This window comes from Nocardia aobensis NBRC 100429 (assembly GCF_000308375.1).
Lineage (GTDB): Bacteria > Actinomycetota > Actinomycetes > Mycobacteriales > Mycobacteriaceae > Nocardia > Nocardia aobensis.
The window spans coordinates 10,727-35,544 of sequence record NZ_BAFQ01000133.1 but is presented as its reverse complement, the minus strand read 5'-3'; the positions used below and the strand labels follow the sequence as shown (position 1 = coordinate 35,544).

Sequence of the window (24,818 nt, the reverse complement as noted above, 5' to 3'; positions counted from 1 at the left end):
ATCGACGAACGCATCCGGGAAGTGCCCATGGCGCCGGTCGAGTGCCGGCAGTGCGGTGCGCGCGTGCTCGCTCGCAAGAGCAGCTGGGCGCAGACGAGCATTCAGTGGGACGCGGAATCGAGTGCCGCGTGCGTGGAACGTCACGCCGCCGGCACACTCTCGGACGCGGCGATGCGGCACTGCTCGCAGCTTCGTGAATCGATCTGGGCCGCTGCGGAATCCGGAGATCTACGCGTGCTCGACAGCGCGGCGCGCTGAGCGGATATCGAGACCGCGGGCCCCTGCCGTCGTTGGACGACAGGGGCCCGTGCGGTATCTCCTCGATCGATCCGGCGGCCCGCTGGTGCTCATCGGTAGCGTGGCCGGAATCAAGAACAGCCCGGGCACCCTCTACTCCGCCACGAAGTGGGCAGTGGTCGGCTTCGCCGAAAACCTCCGCCTGCACGCCACGACCCGCGGCATCGGAGTCACGGTCGTGAACCCGGGCATGATCGACACCGCGTTCTGGCACGGACAGGTTCCGCCCCTCGCGATGGGCCCGGATGCGGTGGCCGAGGCGATCGGTTTCGCGCTCGGCCAACCGGCAGGCGTGGACCTCAACACGGTCACGATCCGTCCGATCGGCCAGCCCGCCTGACCTAAGGGACAGCGGGCGCACCGATGCTCTCTGCGGCGAAAGCCCCTGTGCCGCAACGTTACTCGTGACGGTCAGACGCGCACCGGCTGCGGGCCTCTCCGCGGCGCCGCGAGCGCCACGCGCCGGATCTCGCTCGCCGCCAGCCGCACGTCCGAGACGACCGCGCTGGTTTTGATCGAGCGCGTCGGACCACACAGGGACACCGCCACGCGCCCTCGGTCGACATCGATGTCGAGCGCGGCCGCGACCACCGTCACTCCCAGCGCGCAGCCCTGCGAGTCCACCGCGACCCCGCTGCGATCGCGCACCTTCTCCAGTTCACGCTCCAGTTGCCGGCGAGTCCGCATGCTGTAGCAGGTCGGCGCGCTGGCGAAGGCGAGCTCCGGCCACTGCTCCGGTTCCATCGCTGCCAGCAACGCGTGCCCGGCCGCGGTGAACTCGACGGGCTGGCGAGCGCCGACCGCCCACTGGCGCCCCGGCGTCGGCCAGGCGCCCACCCGGTTCAGATGCAGGATCTCCGCGCCGGACAACAGGCTCAGATGTGCTGTCAGGCCCGTGCGCCGGTGCAGTGCGGTCATGACCGCCATCGCCACGTCGTTGACGCTGCGCTGGCGCACCACCTGCGACCCGAGCTCGAACATCCTTATGCCCAAGGCGTATTCGAAGCCGTGGCGTTCCACCCAGCCGAGTTCCACGAGCCGCTGCAGGATTCGATGCGCCGACGAGCGCGGGAGATGTGAGCGCCGGGCGATATCGGCCAGCGTCATGGGCCGCTGCCCGACGAAGGCCTCCAGCAGGGACGCCACGCGATCGATCATCGCGTTGGGGGTTTGTTCGAGCTGCACCGTTGCCACCTGTTGCCTCCAACCGCCAGACATGTGCAGAATATGACTACCTGTCAGATTCTGACAGGTCTGAGTCTAAGGAGGGTGCAGGTGGATGTAAAGCAGATCACATCGATGTGCTCGAACGGATCGACGAATGCGAACCCCTCCAGACGTTTTCCCGACCGCGTTACTGTGGACTGCGATCAAGGAGGACAGAGGTCGTGAGCAAGTCGTCCAGGCCGACGCTGACCGAACGCCGCGCGGAGGAGTTGCGCCTGGCCATCGCGAATACCGCGCGCGATATGTTCGTCGCCGACGGTGACACCTCCGCGACCGTGGAACGCATCTGCGAGACGGTCGGCATCGCGCCGAGGACCTTCCACCGCCACTTCCCGGTGAAGGAAGACGTCATGGGGCCGCTGTTCCGGCGCAGCCAGGCGATCATCATCGACTTCCTGAAGAACGCGCCGGCCGACGCCGACGTCGCCGAAACACTGGCGCGCGCGTTCACCACCGAGGTGTACAAGCGCCGGACACCCGAATCCGACCGCAAATTCATGACGCTGATGATCCATACGCCGCAGTACCGTCTGCGCTGGCTGGAATGGGGCGAGCAACTCTGCGAGCCGATCACGGAATTCCTTTCGGCGAGAGTCGAACTCGGTGACGATCCGTTCCTGCGCAGACTCCCGGCGGAGCTGATCGTGCACACCAGCCGCCAGGCCTACATCCAGTGGGTCGACGAGGAGGGCGGCGGCGACTTCTCCGAGGTGGAGGCCCTGCAGCTACGCGGTATGAAGATGCTGCTCGTCGGTCTGCGGGCGGTGATGGCCCAGCCGTCGGTGCCGGTCCCGTAATCGCGCGGCGGAACCGGCACCGATGTGGTGGCTAGCGGGCGAGGAACGCCGAGACGGTCGCCTCCCACGCCTGCTTCTGCTCGATCATCACCCAGTGTCCGCAGTTCGGGAAGATGTGCACCTCGCCGTGGGGCAGGGTCCGCATCGCGATCAGCGACATGTCGACCGGGCTCACCCGGTCGTCGCGTCCCCACGTGATCAGCGTCGGAACGGAGATCCGGCGCAGATTCGCCCAGCCCGGAGTGGCATCGGCGGCGCGCGCTGCCTCCGCCATGCGCGCCAGCGCCGCGCGGCCGTACATCCGCCGTGAATTCTCCAGGACGCCGGGTTCGGTGGCCTGCTCCCAGCGCTGCTCGATCAGTTCCTCGGTGAGCAGCGCCTGGTCGTAGACCATCGAGCGCAGCCAGGCGACCAAACTGTCGCGGGTCGGATTCTCGACGAACTCGCTGAGCCGGATGATCCCCTCGCCCGGCTGCGGACTGAAGATGTTCGTGCCGATGCCGCCGATGGTGACCAGACGTTCGACCCGCTGCGGCGCGGCGAGAGCGAATTCCGTTGCCACGAAACCGCCCATCGAGTTGCCGATGATCCGGACGGTCTCGAGTCCGAGCCCGTCCAGGAACGCGGTGACCGCCAGCTGCGCCGACATCATCGGATGTGCCGCACCGAAGTCGTCGCTGACCCCGAATCCGGGGAACTCGAGCACCAGCGTGCGGTAATGCCGGGCGAAGGTCGGCACGTTACCGCTGAAGTTACGCCAGCCGGTGACACCCGGCCCGGACCCGTGCAGCATCAGCAGTGGCGGGCCCTCGCCAGTGTCGCGGTAGCGCAGCACGCCGTGTTCGGTGGGCAATTCCAGTAGTTCGGGTACCGAGCGGGTATCGACGGAGGTCATATCCCGAGCCTGCCATCGCCGTGCCGCTGCACTGCCGACATTTCCCGGTCAGCGGTCGACGCGTAGGCCGTCGTTTCGGTTGCCGGCATAGATCGGCGACCCCCGCGGGCTCGGCCGAACCGTCGTGGCGGTCGCCGTAGATCGCGTCCCAGGGCCCTGCGATTGTGCTTGAATGTGTCTAGAACCTGTTTCAGTCAGCGATGACGGCCCGGTGGTTGATATGCGTGCGACACGTCCCGATATCCCGGCGAATTTCGATGTCACGGATCCGGATATGTGGGCCCGGCGGGTGCCGGTCGAAGAGCTGGCGGAACTGCGTCGTGCGGCTCCGATCTGGTGGAATTCGAAGCCGCCGCACAGCGACGGTTTTCCGGACGACGGATTCTGGGTGGTGACCAAACACGCCGACGTCAAAGAGGTGTCTCGGCGCAGCGATGTGTTCTCCAATGCCGAGAACACCGCGCTGCCGCGGTACGGCGTCGAACTCACCCCCGAGCGGATGGAGATGCAGCGGCTCGTTCTGCTGAATCAGGATGCGCCGCAACACACCAGGATGCGCAAGCTGATCTCGAAGGGATTCACCCCGCGGGCCGTCAACGGGCTGCGCGCGGAGTTGTCCGCCCGCGCCGAGGCCATCGTGGCGGCGGCGGCCGAGGCGGGCGCGGGTGACTTCGTCACGCAGGTGGCATGCGAACTGCCGTTGCAGGCGATCGCGGAATTGATCGGCGTGCCGCAGGAGGACCGGATGAAGATTTTCCGGTGGTCCAACGAAATGATCGGCTACGACGACCCGGAGTATGCCGGCGTCGACCCGCTGGCCGCTTCCACAGAACTCCTCGCCTACGCCTGGCAGATGGCCGAAGCGAGAAAGTCGCGGCCGTCCGACGATATCGTGACCGAACTGGTCCACGCCGACGTCGACGGCGAAGCGCTGACCTCGGAGGAATTCGGCTTCTTCGTCATCCTCCTGGCCGTGGCCGGCAACGAGACCACGCGTAACGCGATCACGCACGGAATGATCGCGTTTCTCGAAAACCCCGGCCAATGGGAGCTTTTCAAGTCGCAGCGACCCAAGACCGCCGTCGACGAGATCGTCCGATGGGCCACACCGGTGAGTACGTTCCAGCGAACCGCGCTGGAGGACACCGAACTCGGCGGCGTGCGCATCCGGAAGGGGCAGCGGATACTGATCGTCTACCGATCCGCGAATTTCGACGAAGAGGTCTTCGACGCTCCGTTCACCTTCGACATCACCCGGAACCCCAACCCGCACTTGGCCTTCGGCGGCACGGGCGCGCACTTCTGCATCGGCGCCAACCTGGCCAGACTGGAGATCGATCTGATCTTCAACGCCGTCGCCGACCACCTCCCCGACATCACCAAGCTGGGCGACCCACGGCGGTTGCGGTCGGGCTGGTTGAACGGCATCAAGGAATTCCAGGTGCGCTACCGGGGCGAGTGAAGGGCCGTCTCCGACCGGCCGGATGGCGTGGACGCACCGACCGCCGATGATTTTCGGACGCACGCATCGTCTCTTCTGCGACTCGACAGAATGGATGAACCGATGCAGATCCTGGCCCGCCTGTGTATGACCGCCGATGGTTACGTGACGACTCCGGATGGCTGGCCGCCTCAGGTCATCGATCCGGTGCACGGTCCGGGCAGTCACGGCATCGCCGAATTCCTGCGTACCTGCGAGGCCGCGTTGATGGGCCGTACGACCTTCGAACCGGCGCTGTCCGCCGATCGCTGGCCGTGGCCGGATCTCGAGGTCTTCGTGCTGGGTTCGCATCGGCCCGAGGGCACCCCCGACGACGTGACCGTCGACGACGATCCGGTGCGGCTGCTGGAGAAGGTACGTGCGGCCAATCGCGGCGGCGATGTCCATCTGATCGGTGGGCCCGCCACGATCGAGACCTATCGCGCGCTCGGTGTCCTCGACAAACTCGAGCTCGTGATCCTGCCGTTCTTCGTCGGCGGCGGCATACGCCTGACCGACTCGCTGGATCCGCGGACCGATCTCGCATTCGAGAGCTCGCGGCCGTTGGACGGTGGTGGCGTGGAGATCGTCTATCGAGTGTTGCCGGCCGCCGAGCAGCCGTCGTAGCCCGGGGTCCTCAGGCGTTTCCGTATCTGGCGGGGCCGTCGTCGGCGGACTCGGCAGCGTGGACGGTGTGCAGGATCCAGTTGCCGCGGGCGCCGGATTTGGCGTCGTACAGCGAGGTGTCGGCCGCGTCGAGCAGCCATTCCGGGTCCTTGCCGGCGATCGGTGTGACGACGGCGCCGATGCTGGCGGAAATGTGGAGCCTGTGCCCGCCGACGATGAGGGGATGCGACAGTGCGCCGCGCAGGCGATCTGCGACATCGGAGACCCGTCGCGTGTCGGCCGGGGGCGGGATGAGGGTGACGAATTCGTCGCCGCCGATCCGTGCGACCAGGCATCCGTCGTCCTGCAGGCTGTCGTGCAGGCGACGGGCGACGGTGGCCAGCACCTGGTCGCCGACGCCGTGACCGTATCGGTCGTTGACCTCTTTGAAGTGGTCCAGGTCGGTGAAGCACAGCCCCATCTGATCGTTCTCGCCGGCCGTGGAGATCACTGCTCTGAGCGTGTCGAGCAGGTGGCGGCGGTTGGGCAGCTCGGTGAGCGCGTCGTGGCGCGCCTGGTAGTGGAGCTGCTCCTGCAGTTGGTGGCGTTCGGTGACGTCCTCACCGATGGCCAGCAGATAGTCCGGGCCGAAGGCGCTCCGGACATAGGTGATCGCGAATGTGGCCCAGCCGGTGCTGCCGTCCGCGCGCTGCAGGCGCCGTTCGATCTTCGCGGTACCCGCCCTGGCGGGTACCAGGTCGTCGTAGACCATCTGGCGGATCGCGGCCTGATCGTCGGGGTGGGCGAAGTCGTAGACGCTGATCCCGCGCAGTGAGTCGACCGGTACGCCGATCATGTCGGCCAGATGTGGATTGGCTTCCAGCAGAACACCGTTGGTGTCGCCGATAGCGATGGCGATGGAGGCGTGGTCGAACACGAGCCGGAACCGGCGCTGGCCTTCCTCGACATCGTCGGCCCGGATCGCTTCGGCCAGGAAATGGTGGCCGTGTCCGAACGCGACGAGCAGGGCGGCCATGCGCCGGCCGGTGTCGGGGTGGTCGCTGAATTCCGTGAGCCTGTGCAGTACCGGGGCGGACACGACCGGGACCGCCGGATCGGTGAGCTGGGCACCCGCCAGCGCCGCTCCCACCCGGGAGCCGGCGGCCGCGTCGAAGACCTCCGCGGTGAGACCGGCGTGGACTTCTTCCAGCAGATCGCGCAGAAACGAGATTTCTACGTCGGCGTAGGAAGGGTGGGCGGTGATCGTCGCGAGCGCGCGCTCCCATTGCTGGGCGAGTGCCGTGCTCAGATCATCCACTCCAACTCCCCATGTCCGATGCGCTTGTGCTGCTACTTCGGGTGCCCGGCGATAGTCCCCCGGCTGGTACTGCTGATCGAGACGCTGCAGTCAAAGGTACTGCATGCCCGATTCGTCACGTCATCGGCGGACTACCTATGGGTGGTGGGCCTCGGCGAATATCGACCGGCCCTTGTAGCGCGAGGTGGCGCATTGCCACACCCAGCTCGCCTGCACGCATTGGTCGAGGTCGTCGGTATAGGCGGTGACGGCGGTGGCCAGCGGCGGACCGAGTGTGGCGCAGCGGTCGAGCAGGTCGCGGCGCAGCCCGCGGAAGTGTGTGAATCGCTCACGCACGATCTGCGCGGCGCCGAGTACGGCGTCGGCCAGCGTCGCGCCGGGCGTATTGAGCAGCAGAATCGAGATGAGGTTGAAATCGGAACGGTCCACGATGACCTCCTTCTCGAAGGAGAAGACATCGTTCATCAGGGCGCCGACTTCGGCGGTCAGGCGCTCCAGCGTGCGCAGGTCTTCGGCGAGGCCGGCGGCTGCGAGCTGCTCCCAGGGCAGGGTGGTGTCGCGCGCGAACTCGCACAGCTGGATCGCGGGGTACATCCCCGAGACTTCGTTGCGCAGGGCTATGTAGTCGTCGACGCTGAGCAGGTCACCGCGTGCGCCGACGTTCTGATCGCGGATCGCCGAGCGCAGGTGGTCGATCGTCGATGCGCGGAATCGCTGCAACCATACGGGCTCGGCTTGTTCGGTGAGGGTCGTCAAGAATTCGAGGCTCGCCTCGACGATGGGCGTGGAGTTGTCCGGCCGGATCCGGCCGGACTCGAATAATCGACACAGATGGTCGACTTCCCGCTGTGCTTGTGCTCGTTCGTCCTCGGACAGATGGCTGAACTTCTCGCGGCCCACCGTGTCGTTGAGTGCGAACAGGATCGCGTTGTAGACACCGATCGTCGTCATCCGCGGCAGGTCTATCGTGCGCGGATGCAGGTAGGGTGTCATCGAATTGTAGGCGGCACCACCGCTTTCCAGCCAGATCCGGTGTCTGCGACAGAACGTCTCGACCGCCTCGCACGCCTGGGCGCCGAACCGGTTCGGCGCGAAAGTGCCACAGTATTCCGCGATATCGCAGTCGTCGGTGCTGAACAGAGTGCGCAACGACCATCGATCCCCGTGAAGAAGTGACTGGTACTCGGTGTGCATGGCGGCGATATCCGATTCGATATGAGGCATGTACTGCACGAACGTCTCCCAACCAAGAGTGGCATCAGCCGACCCGAAAGTGTCGCCGACAGTTGGCGATACCCGGTACCAGTATTTCACCGGGGTCGAAGGGCGCTGGGCTTTCGGCGAACGGTCCGCAGTTTCGGAGCGCGAACTCGTACTCGTGGCCCGCGGAAGGCCGGACAGGTGCCGACCGTCGACGATCATCGATACCGCAACGACTTTCGCGCAGATCGACAGCTGCTCGAGTTCGGGCGAAGCGACATCGGAATCGGCCAGCCTGTCGGGTGGGGCTACCGGCGAACTCGGGCGCGGCTCCTATTACTAGCATGGCGATTCGAAGTGGAGACGGTGTCAGAGCCCGTCTCTAGGGTGGGGCGATGGCCTCGGTGAGACAGGTCCAAGTCACCTTCGACTGCGCGGAACCTGAGCGCGTCGCTCGTTTCTGGTCTTCGGTGTTGGGGTACGAGCATCGGGGTTCGGCATGCGTCGATCCCTCGGGCGTGGGGCCGCGCCTGTACTTCCAGCGCGTGCCCGAGGGAAAGGTTGTGAAGAATCGGCTGCATCTGGACGTGCGGGTGGGGACCGGGCTGGTGGGTGAGGAGCGCGTGACCGCACTCGAGTCCGAATGCGCGCGACTGGTCGCGCTCGGCGCGGTACGGGTGCGCCTGCTGCGTGCTGATGGCGTCAACGAGTCCTGCCTGGTGATGCAGGACATCGAAGGCAACGAGTTCTGTCTCGACTGAGGAGCCCGTTCCGGCTACGCCGGGCTGTGGTCAGGATGGCGCGGTGACAGTTTCCGGGGACGGGCGCGCGGGAATCGATGCGGAGCTGGTGGCGCGCTTGATCGCGAGACAGTTTCCGCACTGGAGCGCGTTACCGGTCAGGCCGGTGGCCGACGACGGGTGGGACAACCGCACCTACCGCCTCGGCGAGGACATGGCCGTCAGGTTGCCGACCGCAGCCGGCTACGCGCCCGCCGTCGCCAAGGAAAGCCGCTGGTTGCCGCGATTGGCCCCCGCACTGCCGATACCGGTGCCGACGGTCCTCGGTGAGGGAGCACCCGCCCTCGGATATCGGTTTCCGTGGTCGGTGCGCCGCTGGATCCGGGGCGAGACCGCTGATCGCGCCGAGATCGAGAATATGACCGAATTCGCCGTCGCTGTCGCGGAATTCATCCGCGCGTTGCAGCGGTGCGATACCACCGATGCTCCGTCGGCCGGTGCGCACAGCTTCTACCGAGGCCGAGCACCGGGTCACTATGACTCGCAGACCCGTCACTGCCTGACCATCCTCACCGGTTGCGTCGACACCGTAGCGGCCACGGCGGTCTGGGAGAAAGCCTTGGCCACCGAGTGGGACCGGGACCCGGTGTGGTTTCACGGCGACATCGCCTCCGGCAACCTGGTTGTCGACCGAGGGAAGCTGGCGGCGGTCATCGACTTCGGCACCTGCGGGGTCGGCGACCCCGCCTGCGACCTGGTCCTGGCGTGGACGATGCTGTCCGGCGACAGCCGCGAAGCCTTCCGCCGAGCACTCGACCACGACGGCGCCACCTGGGCGCGTGCCCGCGGTTGGGCGCTGTGGAAGGCACTGCTCACCCTCGCCGAGTATCGCGCCACTGATCACGAACTGGCCGGTCGGGCACAGCGCCTCGTCGACGAAATAATCAGCGACGAAAACTGACAGCCATCCGCGAGATCCACCAGACTTGAATCACCACCCCGCGAAAACCACCAACAGGACGAGGTGTGCGGTGGTTTCGTGGTGCCGGTGGCTCCGTTACGCCGGGGAGGGGCCGCGTTGGGTGGGTTCATTGTGGGCAGCGTGGTCGAATGCGCGGTCGTAGATTTCGTCGATGATCGGGTTCTTGGCCAGGTTGTAGTCGGCCGGAGTAGCAACAGTTTTCGCGGCGAGGTCGCGCTTGGCGGTTTCGTAGAGGTTTCGGTCGGCGGGGTGGGTGCGTAGCCAGTCCCGGAAGATCAGATGTCGGATGTGTTCGGGCGCGTTCGGGCTGAAGACGTGCAGGTTCACGGCCGGGTCGGTACGGGTGAGCATGCGGTGCTGGTGCCAGGAGGGCTCCCGCAGAACCAGGCGGAAACCGGCCCGTTCCAGGTGGGGAACGTAGGCAGGCTCGTCGGCGGAGTCGGCCACGATGAGGTCGATGTCGATGATCGGTTTCGCGGCCAGGCCAGGGACCGCGGTACTGCCGACATGCTCGATGGTGATCATTCGACCGGCCAGCGCTCGCCGGATCGCGGCGGCCTGCTCGTCGAATATTCGGGGCCAGCACGGGTCGTAGGGAACGAGCACGACAGGTTCGCCCTTCGGGGGACTTCCTCCGACCCACGCGGCGGCCATCTGTTCGGGGGTACTGCGCAGTCGTTGGGTGATTTCAGGCGGAAACGGCACGGTAGACACACCTCCTGGCACCGATAGCAAGCTTATGAACCTACCTCGCCGGCGAGGGTGTGGAGTTCGTTGGCTGGTGAGACGGCCTCTGGCATCGACATGACATGCATGGCGCGGGGTCCGAAAGCATAGTGATGAGACCTGTTCACCGGCAACGAAGGTCGGGTATCCATGCGCCGACTCGACGAACTCGAAGTCGAAGACCTCTTGTTCTCCGACACTGTCGCCCGCCTCGCGACGATCGATTCGCACGGTTATCCGCACGTCACGCCGATCTGGTTTCTGTGGGTCGACGGAGTCTTCTACCTGACCAGTTACGCGGGCCGCCCGCACCTGGACCGAATCGTGCGAAATCCACGGGTGGGCCTGGTCATCGACGTGGAGGCCGCGCTCCGTCCCGACGGCGAGCGTCCGAACAAGCAGGTCCGGGTGATCGGTGACGCTACCGTGTCGCCTGATCGTGGCAGCGTGTGGACCGCACGCATCCGAACCAAGTATGTCGATGCCGTGACCCTCGCAGCCCAGCACGCGGCGCACCGGGAAAGGGCACTTATCACGGTGGTTCCGCGCACCATCACGGCCGTCGCGAGTATTTGATCGGGAATTCCGTTGAAGCCGCACACGCTCTGCCGACAGGATTCGGTATGACTTCCAATCTCGTACAACACTATTCGACTGCGTGGAGAGCGATCGCCTGGCCAGATCTGTCCACGGCCGCCTGGAACTTCTCAGCGACGAAATCGAAGCCGCTGGGCTCCGCGAGGTCCAGATCTACGGCATCGAGGGGCCGACCTGGCCGGCGCTCGACCGCGCCGACCCGGTCGACGTCCCTGCGCTCCTGACAGCCGCGCTACGGTGCGCACGACTGCTGGAGCAGGATCCGGACATCATCAACACCAGCGCGCATCTTCTGGCGATTGCCCGAACTGCTGGGTGAGTCTTCTCGACCGGCGAACCCCGCCGTGAACCTCGAGAGAGCAGGATGGGAGCCGAGACTGTGGATCTTCCCGACGGACGGGCGACGTGATGCACCCGAGGTCGACATGTTTCTACGGGAGGGGGACACCCAAGTCTCGCTCGTGCGCTTGTTGTGGTGACCAGATCGAGTGGCGATAGTGATCGCGCAACGACGCGGGTGGTGTTGCGGGGGAGGGGGTCGGCGACGATTGCTGGTCCTCGAAGTAGAGATCGCGGCCCAGGGCGTCGACCAGCCGGGGGATGTGGTGAGCCAGGCTCTGGGTGTCGCCGATGGGATAGCCGAAGCTGAGATGTGCTGCCGCGGAGAAGATATGGATGCGGCCGATCCACGGCGCTCGGCCGGGGTGTTTCTCGGTCAGCTGGAACCCGTTGTCCAGGTAAGGGGTTTGCGCCAAGGCGGGATCGGTGAGATCGGGGCCGGGGCGGTGCCGGTCGCCCCACAGCGCGATATCGTCGGCGATGCCGCGCAGTTCGGCGCGGGTGCGCGGATCGTACTGGTATCCCGTTCCGGCGATCACGAAGTCGAAAATGTGCCTGCCGTCGGCCGCCTCGACGACCACCCGGTCGCCGGCCTGCGTCGCGGCGGACCAGGGTGCGTCCAGGTGGATGTGGAAACCGGCGAATGCCGTGGCGCGCCTGACCGATTCGAGCGGCACGCTGCGCCCCGCCCGAGCGGCGAGCACCCGCTGGCGCCAGCGAGCCTCGTCACCGCGCCGATGATAGTTGTTGCGGGCGCCGAGATTTCCGGACGGTCCGGCCCCGCCCGCGCCCTGCACGATCAGATCGGGCCTGCGGGTGAACAGATGCACCTCGGCGGCGCCCGCCTCCAGTGCGGTCGCCGCCGCGTCGAAGGCCGAGGCCGCGGCGCCGAGCACGCCGACCGTTTTCCCGGCCAGCCGGGCGAAATCGATGTGGTGGCCGGTGTGGGCGAGCAGGCTCGCCGGAATGTCGCCGAGTTCGGGCGGCAGATACGGGCCGCCTGTTCCCTCGACACCGTTGGCCAGCACCAGCTTTCGAGTGGTCTCCTGGATGGTGGTTTCGGTGCCGTCGGGTCGGCGCACCGTCAGGGTGAGGGCGTCCGGTGCCGGCGCGATATCGGTCAATCGGGTGTGGTGGCGCACCGGGACGCCGAGGTGGGTCTCGATCCACTCGATATAGCGTGCCCAGGTCAACCGCGGAATACGCGACAGGCTCTCGTAGGCCTCCTCCCCGTGCACCGATTCGTACCAGGCCTGGAAACTCAGTTCGGAATAGCCGAATTCGGGCTCGGGCCACTGCTTCGGCGTGCGCAGATCGATCATGCGCGCGGTGGTGGTCCACACTCCCTTCGCACCCGGCGCGGCGGCGTCGATAACCGAGACGCGGGCGATACCCGCACGGCGCAGCGCGAATCCGATGCCCAGACCGGCTTGGCCTCCGCCCACCACAACGACATCGTGATCGGCCGCCGAGGGCTGCACCCAGTTCGCCGGATCGGGACCGAAACGGCGCAGCACACGCGTCGTATGCCGATCGGCGGATGTATTGGATTCGACCACAGGACAACCCATTTCACTCGGCCCGGGGATACTGCCCGACTGTCACCACCGCGCGGCGCGGCGGCCGTCGGCACACCGGGAGCTTCACGTGACACCCGATGCGTCACGCGGTCACGGCGACGGAACACCGCGCGCCGCCTTCGACAATGTAGGGGCGGAGCCCGGCGCGCACACGATTTACGGTCCGGCCAAATTTAAAGCCTGATTCGCTGCGGTCGAACGTTTATGGGAATCCTGGCCACCGCACGTGAAGGCCGACTGTAGTGACCGTGTAGATAATCTTGCCGATCGCAAACGGGTGCGATTCGAAGCGGTGGGCATAGTCTGGGCCGGACATCCAAACATCGAACCTCCAGGTGGTCGGCGCGATGACAAACCGAGCCGCAGTGGCCGATTCGCCATTCGGCCACCTTGCCGCCATCACCGTGCCGCCGAAATTCTGCGGGCGCTCCTGAAATGGCGGCCCGCATTTCTCCCGAGCCGGAATTGCCGATGACCGCGACGACGAAAGTTCACCTGCCGTGACCCATCACCACATTGTCGGCGCCGCCCTGGACGGGGCGCAGGTAGCAGCGATATTCGATCGGCACGGTACCGGAACAGCGGAATTCGGTGCCCTCCTGGACGGTTCGGGAATCGATTTCGTCGTGCTGCGCCCGGACTCCGCGACCGTGCGATTCGACCCCTCGGTCGCCGCCGCGGTGTTGGCGCGGCACACCCGGTCGGTGGGCCTGGTGGTGGCCGCCGCCCCGCTGCGCGATCACCCTTACAACCTGGCCCGGCGGCTGGGTTCGATCGACCACGCCAGCGGTGGCAGGGTCGGCTGGCTGGTGCTGCTCGGCGAGCCGGCGGCCGCCGACGGGCGCAGTGTGTGGACCTCGGCGCTGCGTGGCGACGTTCCGGCCGACGCGGTGCGCGCCGTCCGCGAACTGTGGGAGAGCTGGCCGCCGGACGCCGTCGTGGACGACCGTGAGCACGGCGTGTTCACTGATTCCGCGCGCATCCGATATGTGGATCACACTGGTGCACACAGTATTACCGGCCCGTTGAACATTCCGGAACCGCCACAGATCAAACCACCGATCTTCGCCGAGTCCCCGGTGCCCGCCGAATACCACGACCTCGGCGATCTCGCTGACGTCGTGCTCGGCCTGCCGGCTACGCCGGTGCGTGGGCCGGTGCTGCGATGGGTCGACGCCGGGTCGCCCCCATCGTCCACCACCGAAGCCGCCGGCGTCGTGATCGCGGGGGAGGGGTCGCCCGCGGCGATCGTCGCCGCAGCCGCCCGCCATGTCACGGCGACTGCCGCGCCGCCGCCCGGCACCACACTGCGTGCGCGGCTCGGCCTTCCGGCGCCCGCACCGGTGCTTCCGCGCGATGCGCGCAGCGCCTTTCCCGCCGCTTGATCCGGATCGACGAGGAGACTCCATGACCGCCACCGCGCAGCCCGCGCATGTGATCTTGAACGTCAACGTTCTCGACGTAGGAATCGCGCCCGGCGCGTGGACTCTCGACGACGTGCACGCGGGCGCTTTCGTCGACGCCGGGCATTTCGTGCGGGCCGCCCGGACTGCCGAACGCGGCACCCTCGACGCGCTGTTCCTCGCCGATGGACCGGCCCTGCGCGAAGATCCCCGGCACAAACCCGGACGCGCGCTCGAGCCCGGCGTCATCCTGTCGGCGGTCGCCGCCGAGACCGAGCACCTCGGGCTGATCGGCACCTTGTCGACCACATTCAACGATCCGGTCGAACTGGCCGAGCGGCTGCTGTCGCTCGACCACGCCTCCGGCGGGCGGCTGGGCTGGAATGTGGTCACGACCTATTCGCCCGCGGCGGCCGGCAATTTCGGGTTGAGCGAGATGCCCGATCGCGATGCGCGCTACCGCCGGGCCGAGGAATTCGTCGACGTGGTGCGCGCACTGTGGGACAGTGCGATCGACGGGGGTGTCGTCCACCACCACGGCGAACACTTCGATGTGGAGTGGGGACTGCGCACGCCGCCCTCGGCGCAAGGTTATCCGCTGTTCGTCCAGGCCGGCGGTTCGCCGGCCGGGCGGATCCTGGCCGGCCGCAGCGCGCACGCCGTGTTCTCGGCGGAACTGACGGCGGCCGCGGCGATCCGGCACTACCGGCACGTGAAATCGGTTGCGCGCGAAGCCGGTCGCGATCCCGGCGAGGTGAAGATCCTGCCGGGACTGACCACGATCATCGGCTCCACCGAAGCCGAAGCGCTGCAACGGTTTCAGACCCTGTTCCGGTCGGTCGACGAGGGCCCCGAGCGACGACGGCTGGAGGCGACTCTCGGCGTGCCGCTGGATTCGCTGGATTTCGATCGCCCACTCCCGGAGGCGGTGCTGGCCGGTCCGCCGGATCCGAGTACCTTCTCCGCCTCCCTGGGCTTCCGGGAGTCGATCGTCGAACTGGCCCGCGAACGCGATCTGACGCTGCGGGAGTTGATTCGGGAACTACACGGCGGCGCCGGCCATCGCGCGGTGATCGGGACACCCGAGGACGTCGCCGACACGATCGAGGACTGGTTCCGCCGCGGCGCGGCCGACGGCTTCAATCTCATGCCCGATGCCTTTCCCTCGGGCCTGACCACCTTCGTCGACGAAGTGGTCCCGATTCTGCGCCGCCGCGGGCTGATCCGGCACGAATACGGCGAGTCGACGCTGCGGGAACGCTTCGGGTTACCGGTGCCGGCTCCCGCCGCCGTGCGAGTGTGAACGGATATGGCCCCTCGACGTATCTGCACGGTATCTCTCGTCTTCGTTCAGATCCGCTTCAACGACGGTGTAGTCGATCTGGCCGATCACAACCCTCGGAACCGTCCCGAGACCGGCCTAGCCTGAGCGCACGCCCCGAGGCGTCCGATCTGACGAGCGCATCGCGCCGCCCCTGAAACGAATCGAAACCTATGTCACACAGAAGAATTCATCGCCGTCCGGTTGCGCTGGCGCTCGCCCTGCTCACCGCGGCGGTGGTCGCCGGATGCGCCACACCCGCCCGGCAGGTCGCCGTGAGCGACGACAACGCCACGCCCGTACCCGGCGGGACGTTGCGCTTCGGCGTGCTCGACGCTCCGGCGAATCTCGACCCGCACTCCGGCAGTTCCTATCCCGAATCGCTGATCACCAGCAACATCACCGACAAGCTCGTCTACCAGAATCCGAAGACCGGTGCGCTGGAGCCGTGGCTGGCCACCTCGTGGCAGTACAACGACACTCTGACCCAGTTCACCTTCCACCTGCGCGACGACGTCACCTTCAGCGACGGAACGAAGTTCACCGCCGATTCGGTGAAAGAGAACTTCGATCTGCTCGGCCGGGGCGATCAGCGACTGGGAATCGTTCCGGTGACCGCCTACTGGGTGGGATATCAGGGCACCGAGGTGGTCGATCCGACGACGGTGCGGGTCAGTTTCGATCGGCCCAGTGCCGGGTTTCTGCAAGCGTTGTCGCTGTACTTCTCCGGAATCGTGGCGCATTCGACGCTGGTTCTGCCGAAAGAACAACGCAGCCAGGCCCAGAATGTCGTCGGAACCGGGCCGTTCACCCTCGCCCAGCACGTCTATCAGCAGAAGACGGTCCTGAAGAAGCGGCCCGGTTACCACTGGGCGCCGGCGAGCCGTAAACACAACGGTGACGCGTATCTGGACGCGGTCGAGATCGACGTCATCCCCGAAGCCGGGGTGCGCACCGGTGCGCTGCGATCGGGAACCGTCGACGCCATCCTCGACGTCAACAACACCGACGAGGCGCCACTGCAGGCGCAGGGATACCGGATCGTGCCGCAGCTCATTCCGGGCCGCGACATCTCGCTGGATCTCAAGACCGACCGCTTCCCGACCGACGACAAGGCCGTGCGTCAGGCGGTGCAGCTGGGCTGGAGCCGCGACGCGCTGGTCAAGACGGTGCTGACGTCCAGCTACAAGGTATCGAGTTCGGTTGTGTCGGAGCGTGTTCCGGGATACGTGGACTTCTCCGCGCATCTGCGTGAGGACCAGGGCAAGGCCGAACAGATCCTCGAGGCCGACGGCTGGCACAAGGGCGCCGACGGCATCCGGGTCAAGGACGGGCGGCGCCTGCAACTCGATCTGCTGGGCATCGACAATCTGGTCAACAACAAGCCCGCCTACCAGCTGATCCAGCAGGATCTGCGCAAGATCGGCATCGACCTGCAGCTCAATGTGCTGCCGATTCCCGACTACACCGCCGCCAGTACCCAGCAGGGCCGCTGGAACATCCAGGTCGCCAACCAGAGTCGCGCGGATATCTCGGTGCTCGAGCAGGTGTACTCCCCGCAGTACGGGAATATGGCCAAACTCGCGCTGGGAAGTCCGGAGGCGAACGAGGCGGTCGCGAAACTCAGCGCGCTGAGCAAAACCCTCGACCCCGCCCAGCGGGCGAAGGCCGCCGAGCAGGCGCAGCGGTATCTGCTCGACGAGCAGGTGCTGACCGTGCCGGTGTACAACCCCGCGCAGGTGACCGCCGCCGGTGCCAAGGTGCACAACATCGGCTACGAGGCGCAGTCGCGAAATGTGTTCTACGACACCTGGATCGAGCAGGGGTAGTCGTGCTGCGCTATGTGGCCGCGAAACTCGCGCAGGCCGTGTTCGTGGTGTGGGGCGCCTACACCGTGACCTTCGCGCTGCTCTACGTCCTGCCCTACGACGCGGTGGACGTGCTGTTCGATCCGGCCCAGGGTGATCTGATCACGGCGGGCGACAAGCAGAAGGCCCGGGTCTACTACGGTCTGGACCACTCGCTGTTCGGCCAGTACCTGCACCGTCTCGGGCAGGCCGTGCACGGTGATTTCGGGCGCTCCACCCGGACCGGACTGGACGCGTGGGCGATGATCAGCGGGGTGCTGCCGCAGACCGCGGTGCTCGCGGTCACCGCGCTGGTGCTGGCGGTGGTCCTGGCCACGGTGGTCGCGATCGTGGCCGCGTATACGCGATGGCGGTGGCTGGCGGAACTGTTCGCGACGTTGCCGGCGGCCGGGGTGTCGATTCCGGTGTTCCTGCTGGGATTGGCGGCGCTGCAGGTGTTCTCGTTCCGGCTGGGCTGGTTTCCGCCGATCGGCAACGACGGCGTCGCCAGCCTGGTGCTGCCGGCGGTGACGCTGGCGATCCCGGTGTCGGCCCCGATCGCGCGGTTGCTGCTGGAGAACCTCGACAGTGGAATGCGGGCGGGCTATGTGACGGTCTCGCTGGCCAAGGGCGCGACCCGGCTGTGGGTGGTGGTGCGCGAGGTGCTGCGCAATGCCGCACTGCCCGCGCTGACCATCGCCGGGGTGACCTTCGGGAATCTGCTGGCGGGCGCGGTAATCGTCGAAACCGTGTTCTCCCGTTCGGGTTTGGGCCGATTGACCGAGACGGCGGTGCGCACCCAGGACGTCGCGGTCGTGCAGGCCGTGGTGGTGCTCGCGGCAGTGATTTTCGTGGTGGTGAATCTGATGGTCGATCTGGTGTATCCGGTGCTGGACCCGCGGCTGCGGGCTCGGCTGTACGCGCGGAGCCCGGCATGAGCGGGTCAGGGCCGGAGGCGGCAGCGCAGCGTCACCACGCAGGCCCCCCGCTCGTGCCCGTCGAACACGGCATGAGCGGGTCGGGGCCGGAGGCGGCAGCGCAGCGTCACCACGCAGGCCCCCCGCTCGTGCCCGTCGAACACGGCATGAGCGGGTCGGGGCCGGAGGCGGCAGCGCAGCGTCACCACGCAGGCCCCCCGCTCGTGCCCGTCGAACACGGCATGAGCGGGTCGGGGCCGGAGGCGGTGGCTGTGCTCGACGAGGTGGAGCTGCACGCAAACGAAGTGCGGCGCCATCGTTTTCATCGGCTGGTGCGCACGGCGCGCACTCGGCCGGGACTGGTTCTCGCGTGGCTGGTGGTGCTCGTGGTGATCGGCTGGGCGGTGGCTCCGTCCTGGTTCACCGATCACAGCGCGGTCGAGGGCGACCCGGATTCAGGGTTCCTGCCGCCGTCGTTCGCCCATCCGTTCGGCACCGACCGGCTCGGTCGGGATCTGCTGGCCCGCGCCATCTACGGCACCTCGACCACCCTGACCGCGACCCTGCTCGCGGTTGCCCTCGGATTTCTGGTCGGAACCCTGATCGGATTGCTCAGCGGGATCGTCGGCGGCCGGCCCGACGCCGCGGTCATGCGCTGTGTCGATGTGCTGCTGTCGATCCCGGCCTTGCTGCTGGCGATGACAATGGTCACCGCGCTCGGCTTCGGCACGGTGAATATCGCGCTGGCGGTGGGCGTTTCGGCGGTCGCCTCGTTCGCCCGGGTGATGCGCTCGCAGGTCCTGACCGTGGCGGGCAGTGATTTCGTGGCCGCCGCCTACGGCTCCGGAGCCGGATTCGTCCGCGTGGTGGTGCGGCACGTGCTGCCCAATTCGATCCGGGCGGTGCTCTCGCTGGCGGCACTCGAATGCGGTACCGCGGTGCTGGCGGTCGCCGCGCTGGGCTTCCTGGGTTACGGGGCACCGCCGCCGCAGCCGGAATGGGGTCTGGCGGTCTCCGAAGGCCGCGACTTCCTGGCCACCTATCCGTGGATCGCACTGTGCCCCGGCGTACTGATCGCCGTGGTCGTGCTGTCGGTGAATCGAATCGGACGCGCGTTGGGAGAACAACGATGAGCACTACCGGACCCCTGCTGCGGATCGACGATCTCACCGTCCGGTATCGCGATGCCGCCGCGCCCGCGGTGTCGGGGGTGTCGCTCGAGGTCGCCGCCGGCGAATTCGTCTCGATCGTCGGCGAATCCGGCTCCGGCAAGAGCACCACCATCCACGCCGCACTCCGGCTCCTGCCGCCGGCCGCGCAGGTGCGCGCCCGGGCACTCGAGATCGGCGGACAGGATGTGTCGCGGTGGAGTGACCGGCGACTGGCGCGGGTGCGCGGCCCGGTGGTCGGCTTCGTGCCGCAGGACCCGGGAACGTCGCTGAATCCGGTGAAACCGGTGGGCTGGCAGGTGCTCGAGGCGCTGCGACTGCATCGGCGCGCCGACGCTGGACGTGAGCTGGTCGTCGAGAAGCTGGCGGCGGCGGGATTGGCCGCACCGGAGCGGGTGTACCGGCAGTATCCGCACGAATTGTCCGGCGGTATGAAACAGCGCGTGCTGATCGCGATCGCGCTCGCCAACGATCCGGTGCTGCTGGTCGCCGACGAGCCCACCTCCGCCTTGGATGTCACCGTGCAGAAGCGAATTCTGGACCGGCTCACGGTATTACGCGAAGAGTTGGGTTTGGGCGTGCTGCTGGTCACCCACGATCTGGGGGTCGCGGCGGAGCGGTCGGACCGGTTGCTGGTCATGCAGCGCGGCCGCATCGTGGAGCAGGGGGCGGCGGCCGCGGTGCTGTCCGCGCCGCGCCACGAGTACACCCGCCGGCTGCTCGCCGCGGCGCCCGCCGCGCATTCCGGGCGGCTCGTGCCCTCCTCGGGGGCGCCCGTCCGAGCCGAGGTGACCTCCGCGCCACCGGTTCTGCGGCTGTCGGAGGTGACGAAGTGGTTCGGCGGGGGAGTGCGGGCCGTGGACGAGGTCTCGCTCGCGGTGCGGGCGGGGACCACACATGCGATCGTCGGAGAGTCGGGTGCGGGGAAATCCACCCTGGCCCGGCTCGTGGTGGGCCTCGAACGCCCGGAGGCGGGCGCGGTGTGGCTGGACGACGTCCGCGTCGACGGCAACGGCCGCCGCCCGCGCCCGCTGCGCCGGCAGATCCAGCTGGTGTATCAGAATCCGTACACCTCCCTGGACCCCCGCTTCGACATCGCTTCGATCATCGGCGAGCCGCTGCAGGCGTTCGGCCTGATCCGGGACCGCGCGGCGCGGCGCCGGCGGGTGGCCGAGCTGTTGGACGCGGTGGCGCTGGACCGCGCACACCTGAGCAGGGGTCCGGCCGAATTGTCCGGAGGCCAGCGCCAGCGTGTCGCGATCGCGCGGGCGCTGGCCGCCGAACCCCGCGTCCTGGTGCTCGACGAGGCCGTCTCCGCACTCGATGTGTCGGTGCAGGCGCAGATTCTGCAGCTGCTGACCGATCTGCAGGCCGAACACGGGCTCACCTATCTGTTCATCACGCACGATCTGGGTGTGGTGCGGCTGATCGCCGACGACGTGACCGTGATGCGCAACGGCCGGGTGGTCGAAACAGGTTCGGTGACTTCGGTTTTCGAGTCGCCGGAGGAGGAGTACACCCGCACGCTGCTGGCCGCGGTGCCGGGGGCGCGGGTACGGCTGCCGGTGCCGGCGTGAGACCGGCAGCTACACAGAATCGTTCTGATCGTAAGGATTTCCTCCACGATCACCCGCTGGCAATGATGAACACCGGATGTCCCGCAGTCGAAGCGAGGGACCATGTACGACATTCGACGGCTGATCCTCCTGCGGGATCTGGCCGAACATACGACGATGACCGCGGTGTCCGAACTGCACGGCATCACCACCTCGGCGGTATCGCAGCAACTGCGCATCCTCGAGGACGAGGTCGGCGTCGTGCTGACCCGCCGCGAGGGCCGCGTACTGCGGCTGACCAACGCCGGGCGTGTCCTGGTGGATCACACGTCGCGGATCGTGGCAGCGCTGGAGGAGGCGGAATCCGCGGTCAGCGCCACCTCGGAGGCGGTGACCGGGGTATTGACCGTCGCCACCTTCCGCACCGCTCAGATGCGCTTGGCGCTGCCGGTTACCGTGCGACTGCGCGCCGACCATCCCGGGCTGCGGGTGCGGCTGGTGGATCTGCGGCCGGTGGATTCCGTTCCGGCGGTGCGTCAGCAGGACGTGGACCTGGCGATCACCTATTCGTATTCGTTCCGCTCCCGGGATCTGCCCCTGGGGCTGGCCTCGGAATACCTGTTCAGCGACCCGCTGGTCCTGCTCGCCCCGCCGCAGTGGCGGGAGCGGGTCCGGGAGCACGGGTTGAGCAGTCTTCGCGATGCCGACTGGATCACCGCCCTGGACGGGGAGCCGTCGGTGGCGTCGGTGCATTTCGCCTGCCGGGAAGCGGGATTCGCGCCGCGGATCGAACATCGCAGCGGAAGCTTCGAAGGTATGGCCGAGATGGTCGAGCACGGGCTGGGAGTGACGATCGTGCCGGAGATCTCGGTCGCCGACCGGCATACCGGACTGGTCGCGTGCTCGATCGACAACGGCGTCCGGCACGTCGGTGTGACGTATCGGCAAGCCTCGCTGGAACGACCGGCCGTGGCGGCGGCGATCCGTGCGCTGCGCTCGGTCGCCCAGCCGCTGCGCCTGGCGTCGTGACATCGCGGCCTGCGTCGCCGCGAAGCTGTCGCAGGTCGAAGGGAATCGTTCATCCCGATACGGTCGCGCGGCTGCTGGGCCGGCGATCCGGAAAGGAGTGACCGTGGCGCGTCGCCAGGTCCATCTCAATGTCAATATTCTCAATGCGGGCGTCTTCGGCGGGGCGTGGCGTTTCCCGGGGGCCGATCCGGAGGCGAGTTTCGGCCTGGACCACTATGTGCGGATCGCGCGGACTGCGGAGGCCGGGAAGTTCGACGCGATCTTCCTCGCCGACGGGCCCGCGCTCCGCGACGATATCCGGTTCCGGCCGTTCAACAGCCTGGAACCGTCGGTGATCCTGGCCGCCGTGGCGGCGGCTACCGAACGGATCGGATTGATCGCGACACTGTCGTCGAGCTACAACGATCCGTACGACGTCGCGCGCCGCTTCGCCACGCTCGACCTGCTCAGCGGCGGCCGGGCCGGATGGAACGTGGTCACGACCGCCGGCGCCGAATCGGCCCGCAATTTCGGCTACGACGACGAATTCGACCACGCCACGCGATATCGCCGCGCGGCCGAATTCGTCGACGTGGTGCGCCAACTGTGGAACAGCTGGGAACCCGGCGCCCTCGTCGGGGACAAAGCGGCCCACCGGTTCGCCGATGTGGACCGCATCCACCGGATCGACCATCGCGGTGAATTTTTCGATGTGGCAGGGCCGTTGAACGTCCCGCGCTCACCGCAGGGTGAGCCGGTGATCGTCCAGGCCGGCGCCTCGGACGCGGGGCGGGCGCTCGCCGCGACGGTCGGCGAGGTGATCTTCACCGCCGCGCAGACCGTCGCCGAAGCGTCCGAGTACCGACGCGATGTGTCCGCGCGCGCGGCAGCGGCGGGCCGTCCGCCCGGCAGTTTCCTGGTGCTGCCGGGGTTGTCCACGGTGATCGGCGCCACCGAGCGTGAGGCGGCCGAGCGCCGAGCCCTGCTGGACGAACTGGTGCCCACCGAATACGCGCTCAATCGTCTGGCCGACCAACTCGGTGTGGATCCGGAAGTGCTGCAACCGGATTCGCCGCTGCCGTTCGACAGCCTCCCCGATCCGCGGGCGGCGGGTGGTTCGCACACCTTCCGCCGGGTGGCCGTCGACCTGGCCCGTCGCGAGAACCTGACCGTGCGGCAGCTGCTGCGACGCCTCGGCGGCGGGCTCGGGCACCGCATCGTGACCGGCACACCGGAGCAGGTCGCCGACACCATCGTCGAGTGGGTGGAGGCCGGGGTGGCCGACGGATTCAACCTGATGCCCGATGTGCTCCCCGGCGGCCTGGACGACTTCGTGACGGGTGTGGTGCCGATTCTGCAGCGGCGCGGCGTCTTTCGCGCCGAATACCGCGGCAGCACACTGCGATCGCATCTCGGCTTGCCGATACCGGAACCGATCCGCACCCCGGAGGTGGCGCGATGACGCGCGAACTGCATTTCTTCGTCAATGTCGGCAGCTCCGGCTACCACCCCGCGGCCTGGCGCGAAGACGATCTGCCCGCCGACGCCTTCATCCGTTTGTCGCACTATCGCCGGACGGCCGAGATCGCGGAACGGGGTGCGCTGGACGGGCTGCTGTTCCCGGACATCCCCGTGCAGCAACCGTCGATCGCCCGCGCGCCGGCGGCCACCCTCGATCCCATCCTGCTCACCTCCGCCCTGGCGGTGAGTACCGAGCGGATCGGCTTGATCCCCACCGCCACGACGACGTTGAACCGGCCCTACAACCTGGCGCGGCGAATCCTGTCGCTGGACCGGATCTCCGGCGGCCGGGCGGGATGGAACGTGGTCACCACCTTCGCCCCGGATGCCGCCCGCAACTTCGGTCTCCACGACCTGCCCGAGCGGGAGGAGCGTTACCGGCGTGCCGCCGAATATGTCGACCTCACCCTCCGGCTCTGGGACAGCTGGGAGGACGACGCCCTCATCGGGGACCAGGCCGCCGGTCGGTTCGCCGATCCGGCCCGGGTGCACGCGGTCGACCACGACGGTGAGTTCTACCGGGTCGCCGGGCCGCTGAACGTGCCGCGCTCGCCGCAGGGGCGGCCGGTGCTCGTGCAGGCGGGTGCGTCGGGGCCCGGCCGGTCCTTCGCCGCGGCGTGGGCCGAGGCGATCTACACCACCCATCTGAGCCTGACCGGTGCGCAGGAGTTCGCCGCCGAGATCCGCAGCGCCGCAACAGCTTCCGGCCGCGATCCGGATGCTGTCCGGATTCTTCCCGGCCTGATCCCGGTGCTGGGCTCGACCGAGCGGGAGGCGCAGGCGGCGTTCGATCGGCTGCAGCAGCGGTTGCACCCCGACAGCGATCCGGTGCGATCGCTGGCCGCCTGGCTCGGACATCCCGACGAGGTGCTCGATCTCGACGCACCGCTGCCGCCACGGTTGCTCACGCTGCCCGAGGGGCGGATCGGCCCGCAGGGCTTCTTCTATTCGCTGACCCGGTACGCCGCCGAAACCGGATATACCGTGCGGCGGTTGCTGACCGAATTCCTCGGCGGTCACCGTGTCGTCGCCGCTACGCCGGACGCGGTCGCCGACCACATCGAGCACTGGTTTCGTACCGGCGCGGTGGACGGGCTCACCATCATTCCCGCCGTCTTGCCGGCGTCGCTGGCCGATTTCGTCGACCAGGTGGTGCCGCTGCTGCGCACCCGAGGACTGTTCCGGCGCGAATACACCGGCACCACCCTGCGTCACCACCTCGGGCTGGCGGAGCCGTCGAATTCCTTCGCACCGGCCCTCGCGGCCGCCGACAGAAAGTGACAACCCACCGC

General features: G+C 67.6%; 24 protein-coding genes. 18 read left to right on the top strand and 6 right to left on the bottom strand.

Features of this window, described 5'->3' with window-relative positions; genetic code table 11:
* Positions 1-27: 27 nt before the first annotated feature.
* Positions 28-258, top strand: a complete 231-nt coding sequence (locus tag RJ03_RS16715) for a hypothetical protein (protein WP_051024777.1) — start codon at positions 28-30, stop codon at positions 256-258.
* 49 nt (positions 259-307) lie between these two features.
* Positions 308-637 (top strand): SDR family oxidoreductase, encoded by a 330-nt coding sequence (locus RJ03_RS16710; RefSeq protein ID WP_218000974.1) that lies wholly within the window; start codon positions 308-310, stop codon positions 635-637.
* Positions 638-708: 71 nt separating this feature from the next.
* Here RJ03_RS16710 and RJ03_RS16705 read toward each other — a convergent pair whose 3' ends face one another.
* A complete protein-coding gene (locus tag RJ03_RS16705) occupies positions 709-1,482 on the bottom strand; it encodes an IclR family transcriptional regulator (protein ID WP_245552304.1) in 774 nt (257 codons plus the stop codon).
* A gap of 203 nt (positions 1,483-1,685) precedes the next feature.
* Here RJ03_RS16705 and RJ03_RS16700 point away from each other — a divergent pair, with 203 nt between their 5' ends.
* Positions 1,686-2,321, top strand: coding sequence for a TetR/AcrR family transcriptional regulator (locus RJ03_RS16700; RefSeq protein ID WP_036503424.1), 636 nt, complete (start codon positions 1,686-1,688; stop codon positions 2,319-2,321).
* Between the two features lie 31 nt (positions 2,322-2,352).
* On the opposite strand, the gene RJ03_RS16695 is transcribed toward RJ03_RS16700, so the two are convergent.
* Positions 2,353-3,216, bottom strand: a complete 864-nt coding sequence (locus RJ03_RS16695) for an alpha/beta fold hydrolase (protein WP_036503422.1) — start codon at positions 3,214-3,216, stop codon at positions 2,353-2,355.
* An 853-nt stretch (positions 3,217-4,069) separates the two neighbouring features.
* Here RJ03_RS16695 and RJ03_RS39065 point away from each other — a divergent pair.
* The gene (locus tag RJ03_RS39065) at positions 4,070-4,678 is read left to right on the top strand and encodes a cytochrome P450 (RefSeq protein ID WP_373281706.1); all 609 of its coding nucleotides are present in this window, start codon (positions 4,070-4,072) and stop codon (positions 4,676-4,678) included.
* A 102-nt stretch (positions 4,679-4,780) separates the two neighbouring features.
* Positions 4,781-5,323, top strand: coding sequence for a dihydrofolate reductase family protein (locus RJ03_RS16685; protein WP_036503467.1), 543 nt, complete (start codon positions 4,781-4,783; stop codon positions 5,321-5,323).
* Between the two features lie 10 nt (positions 5,324-5,333).
* Here RJ03_RS16685 and RJ03_RS16680 read toward each other — a convergent pair whose 3' ends face one another.
* Complete coding sequence (locus tag RJ03_RS16680; RefSeq protein ID WP_063820395.1) at positions 5,334-6,620, bottom strand: sensor domain-containing diguanylate cyclase; 1,287 nt, start codon at positions 6,618-6,620, stop codon at positions 5,334-5,336.
* 135 nt (positions 6,621-6,755) lie between these two features.
* Positions 6,756-7,844: a terpene synthase family protein gene (locus tag RJ03_RS16675; RefSeq protein ID WP_083870878.1), complete on the bottom strand. Its 1,089-nt coding sequence runs from the start codon at positions 7,842-7,844 to the stop codon at positions 6,756-6,758.
* Between the two features lie 371 nt (positions 7,845-8,215).
* Here RJ03_RS16675 and RJ03_RS16670 point away from each other — a divergent pair, with 371 nt between their 5' ends.
* On the top strand, positions 8,216-8,581 hold the full coding sequence (locus RJ03_RS16670) for a VOC family protein (protein WP_036503419.1): 366 nt from the start codon (positions 8,216-8,218) through the stop codon (positions 8,579-8,581).
* A 43-nt stretch (positions 8,582-8,624) separates the two neighbouring features.
* Complete coding sequence (locus RJ03_RS16665; RefSeq protein WP_036503417.1) at positions 8,625-9,521, top strand: aminoglycoside phosphotransferase family protein; 897 nt, start codon at positions 8,625-8,627, stop codon at positions 9,519-9,521.
* Between the two features lie 96 nt (positions 9,522-9,617).
* Here RJ03_RS16665 and RJ03_RS16660 read toward each other — a convergent pair whose 3' ends face one another.
* Complete coding sequence (locus RJ03_RS16660) at positions 9,618-10,247, bottom strand: GrpB family protein (protein ID WP_245552303.1); 630 nt, start codon at positions 10,245-10,247, stop codon at positions 9,618-9,620.
* A gap of 171 nt (positions 10,248-10,418) precedes the next feature.
* Here RJ03_RS16660 and RJ03_RS16655 point away from each other — a divergent pair, with 171 nt between their 5' ends.
* Together RJ03_RS16655 and RJ03_RS16650 are read left to right on the top strand one after the other, a co-directional pair.
* Positions 10,419-10,844, top strand: a complete 426-nt coding sequence (locus RJ03_RS16655) for a pyridoxamine 5'-phosphate oxidase family protein (protein ID WP_036503414.1) — start codon at positions 10,419-10,421, stop codon at positions 10,842-10,844.
* Positions 10,845-10,926: 82 nt separating this feature from the next.
* Entirely contained in the window at positions 10,927-11,184 is a 258-nt protein-coding gene (locus RJ03_RS16650; protein ID WP_051024770.1) for a hypothetical protein, read from the top strand.
* 112 nt (positions 11,185-11,296) lie between these two features.
* On the opposite strand, the gene RJ03_RS16645 is transcribed toward RJ03_RS16650, so the two are convergent.
* Entirely contained in the window at positions 11,297-12,763 is a 1,467-nt protein-coding gene (locus RJ03_RS16645; RefSeq protein ID WP_051024769.1) for an NAD(P)-binding domain-containing protein, read from the bottom strand.
* 521 nt (positions 12,764-13,284) lie between these two features.
* Here RJ03_RS16645 and RJ03_RS16640 point away from each other — a divergent pair.
* From RJ03_RS16640 to RJ03_RS16600, 9 genes are all read left to right on the top strand, one after another.
* Entirely contained in the window at positions 13,285-14,169 is an 885-nt protein-coding gene (locus RJ03_RS16640; RefSeq protein ID WP_036503412.1) for an LLM class flavin-dependent oxidoreductase, read from the top strand.
* A gap of 22 nt (positions 14,170-14,191) precedes the next feature.
* Positions 14,192-15,490, top strand: a complete 1,299-nt coding sequence (locus RJ03_RS16635) for an LLM class flavin-dependent oxidoreductase (protein WP_036503410.1) — start codon at positions 14,192-14,194, stop codon at positions 15,488-15,490.
* Positions 15,491-15,681: 191 nt separating this feature from the next.
* Entirely contained in the window at positions 15,682-17,337 is a 1,656-nt protein-coding gene (locus RJ03_RS16630; RefSeq protein WP_036503407.1) for an ABC transporter substrate-binding protein, read from the top strand.
* Between the two features lie 2 nt (positions 17,338-17,339).
* Positions 17,340-18,293, top strand: coding sequence for an ABC transporter permease (locus RJ03_RS16625; RefSeq protein ID WP_036503405.1), 954 nt, complete (start codon positions 17,340-17,342; stop codon positions 18,291-18,293).
* A gap of 221 nt (positions 18,294-18,514) precedes the next feature.
* Entirely contained in the window at positions 18,515-19,405 is an 891-nt protein-coding gene (locus tag RJ03_RS16620) for an ABC transporter permease (RefSeq protein ID WP_245552302.1), read from the top strand.
* Complete coding sequence (locus tag RJ03_RS16615) at positions 19,402-21,018, top strand: dipeptide ABC transporter ATP-binding protein (protein ID WP_036503401.1); 1,617 nt, start codon at positions 19,402-19,404, stop codon at positions 21,016-21,018. Before RJ03_RS16620 ends, RJ03_RS16615 begins: the two co-directional genes overlap by 4 nt.
* 102 nt (positions 21,019-21,120) lie before the next feature.
* Positions 21,121-22,026, top strand: a complete 906-nt coding sequence (locus RJ03_RS16610; RefSeq protein WP_036503399.1) for a LysR substrate-binding domain-containing protein — start codon at positions 21,121-21,123, stop codon at positions 22,024-22,026.
* A 103-nt stretch (positions 22,027-22,129) separates the two neighbouring features.
* Positions 22,130-23,467: an LLM class flavin-dependent oxidoreductase gene (locus RJ03_RS16605; RefSeq protein WP_036503457.1), complete on the top strand. Its 1,338-nt coding sequence runs from the start codon at positions 22,130-22,132 to the stop codon at positions 23,465-23,467.
* Positions 23,464-24,807, top strand: a complete 1,344-nt coding sequence (locus tag RJ03_RS16600; protein ID WP_036503396.1) for an NtaA/DmoA family FMN-dependent monooxygenase — start codon at positions 23,464-23,466, stop codon at positions 24,805-24,807. The genes RJ03_RS16605 and RJ03_RS16600 overlap by 4 nt, the downstream gene beginning before the upstream one ends.
* Positions 24,808-24,818: the final 11 nt, after the last annotated feature.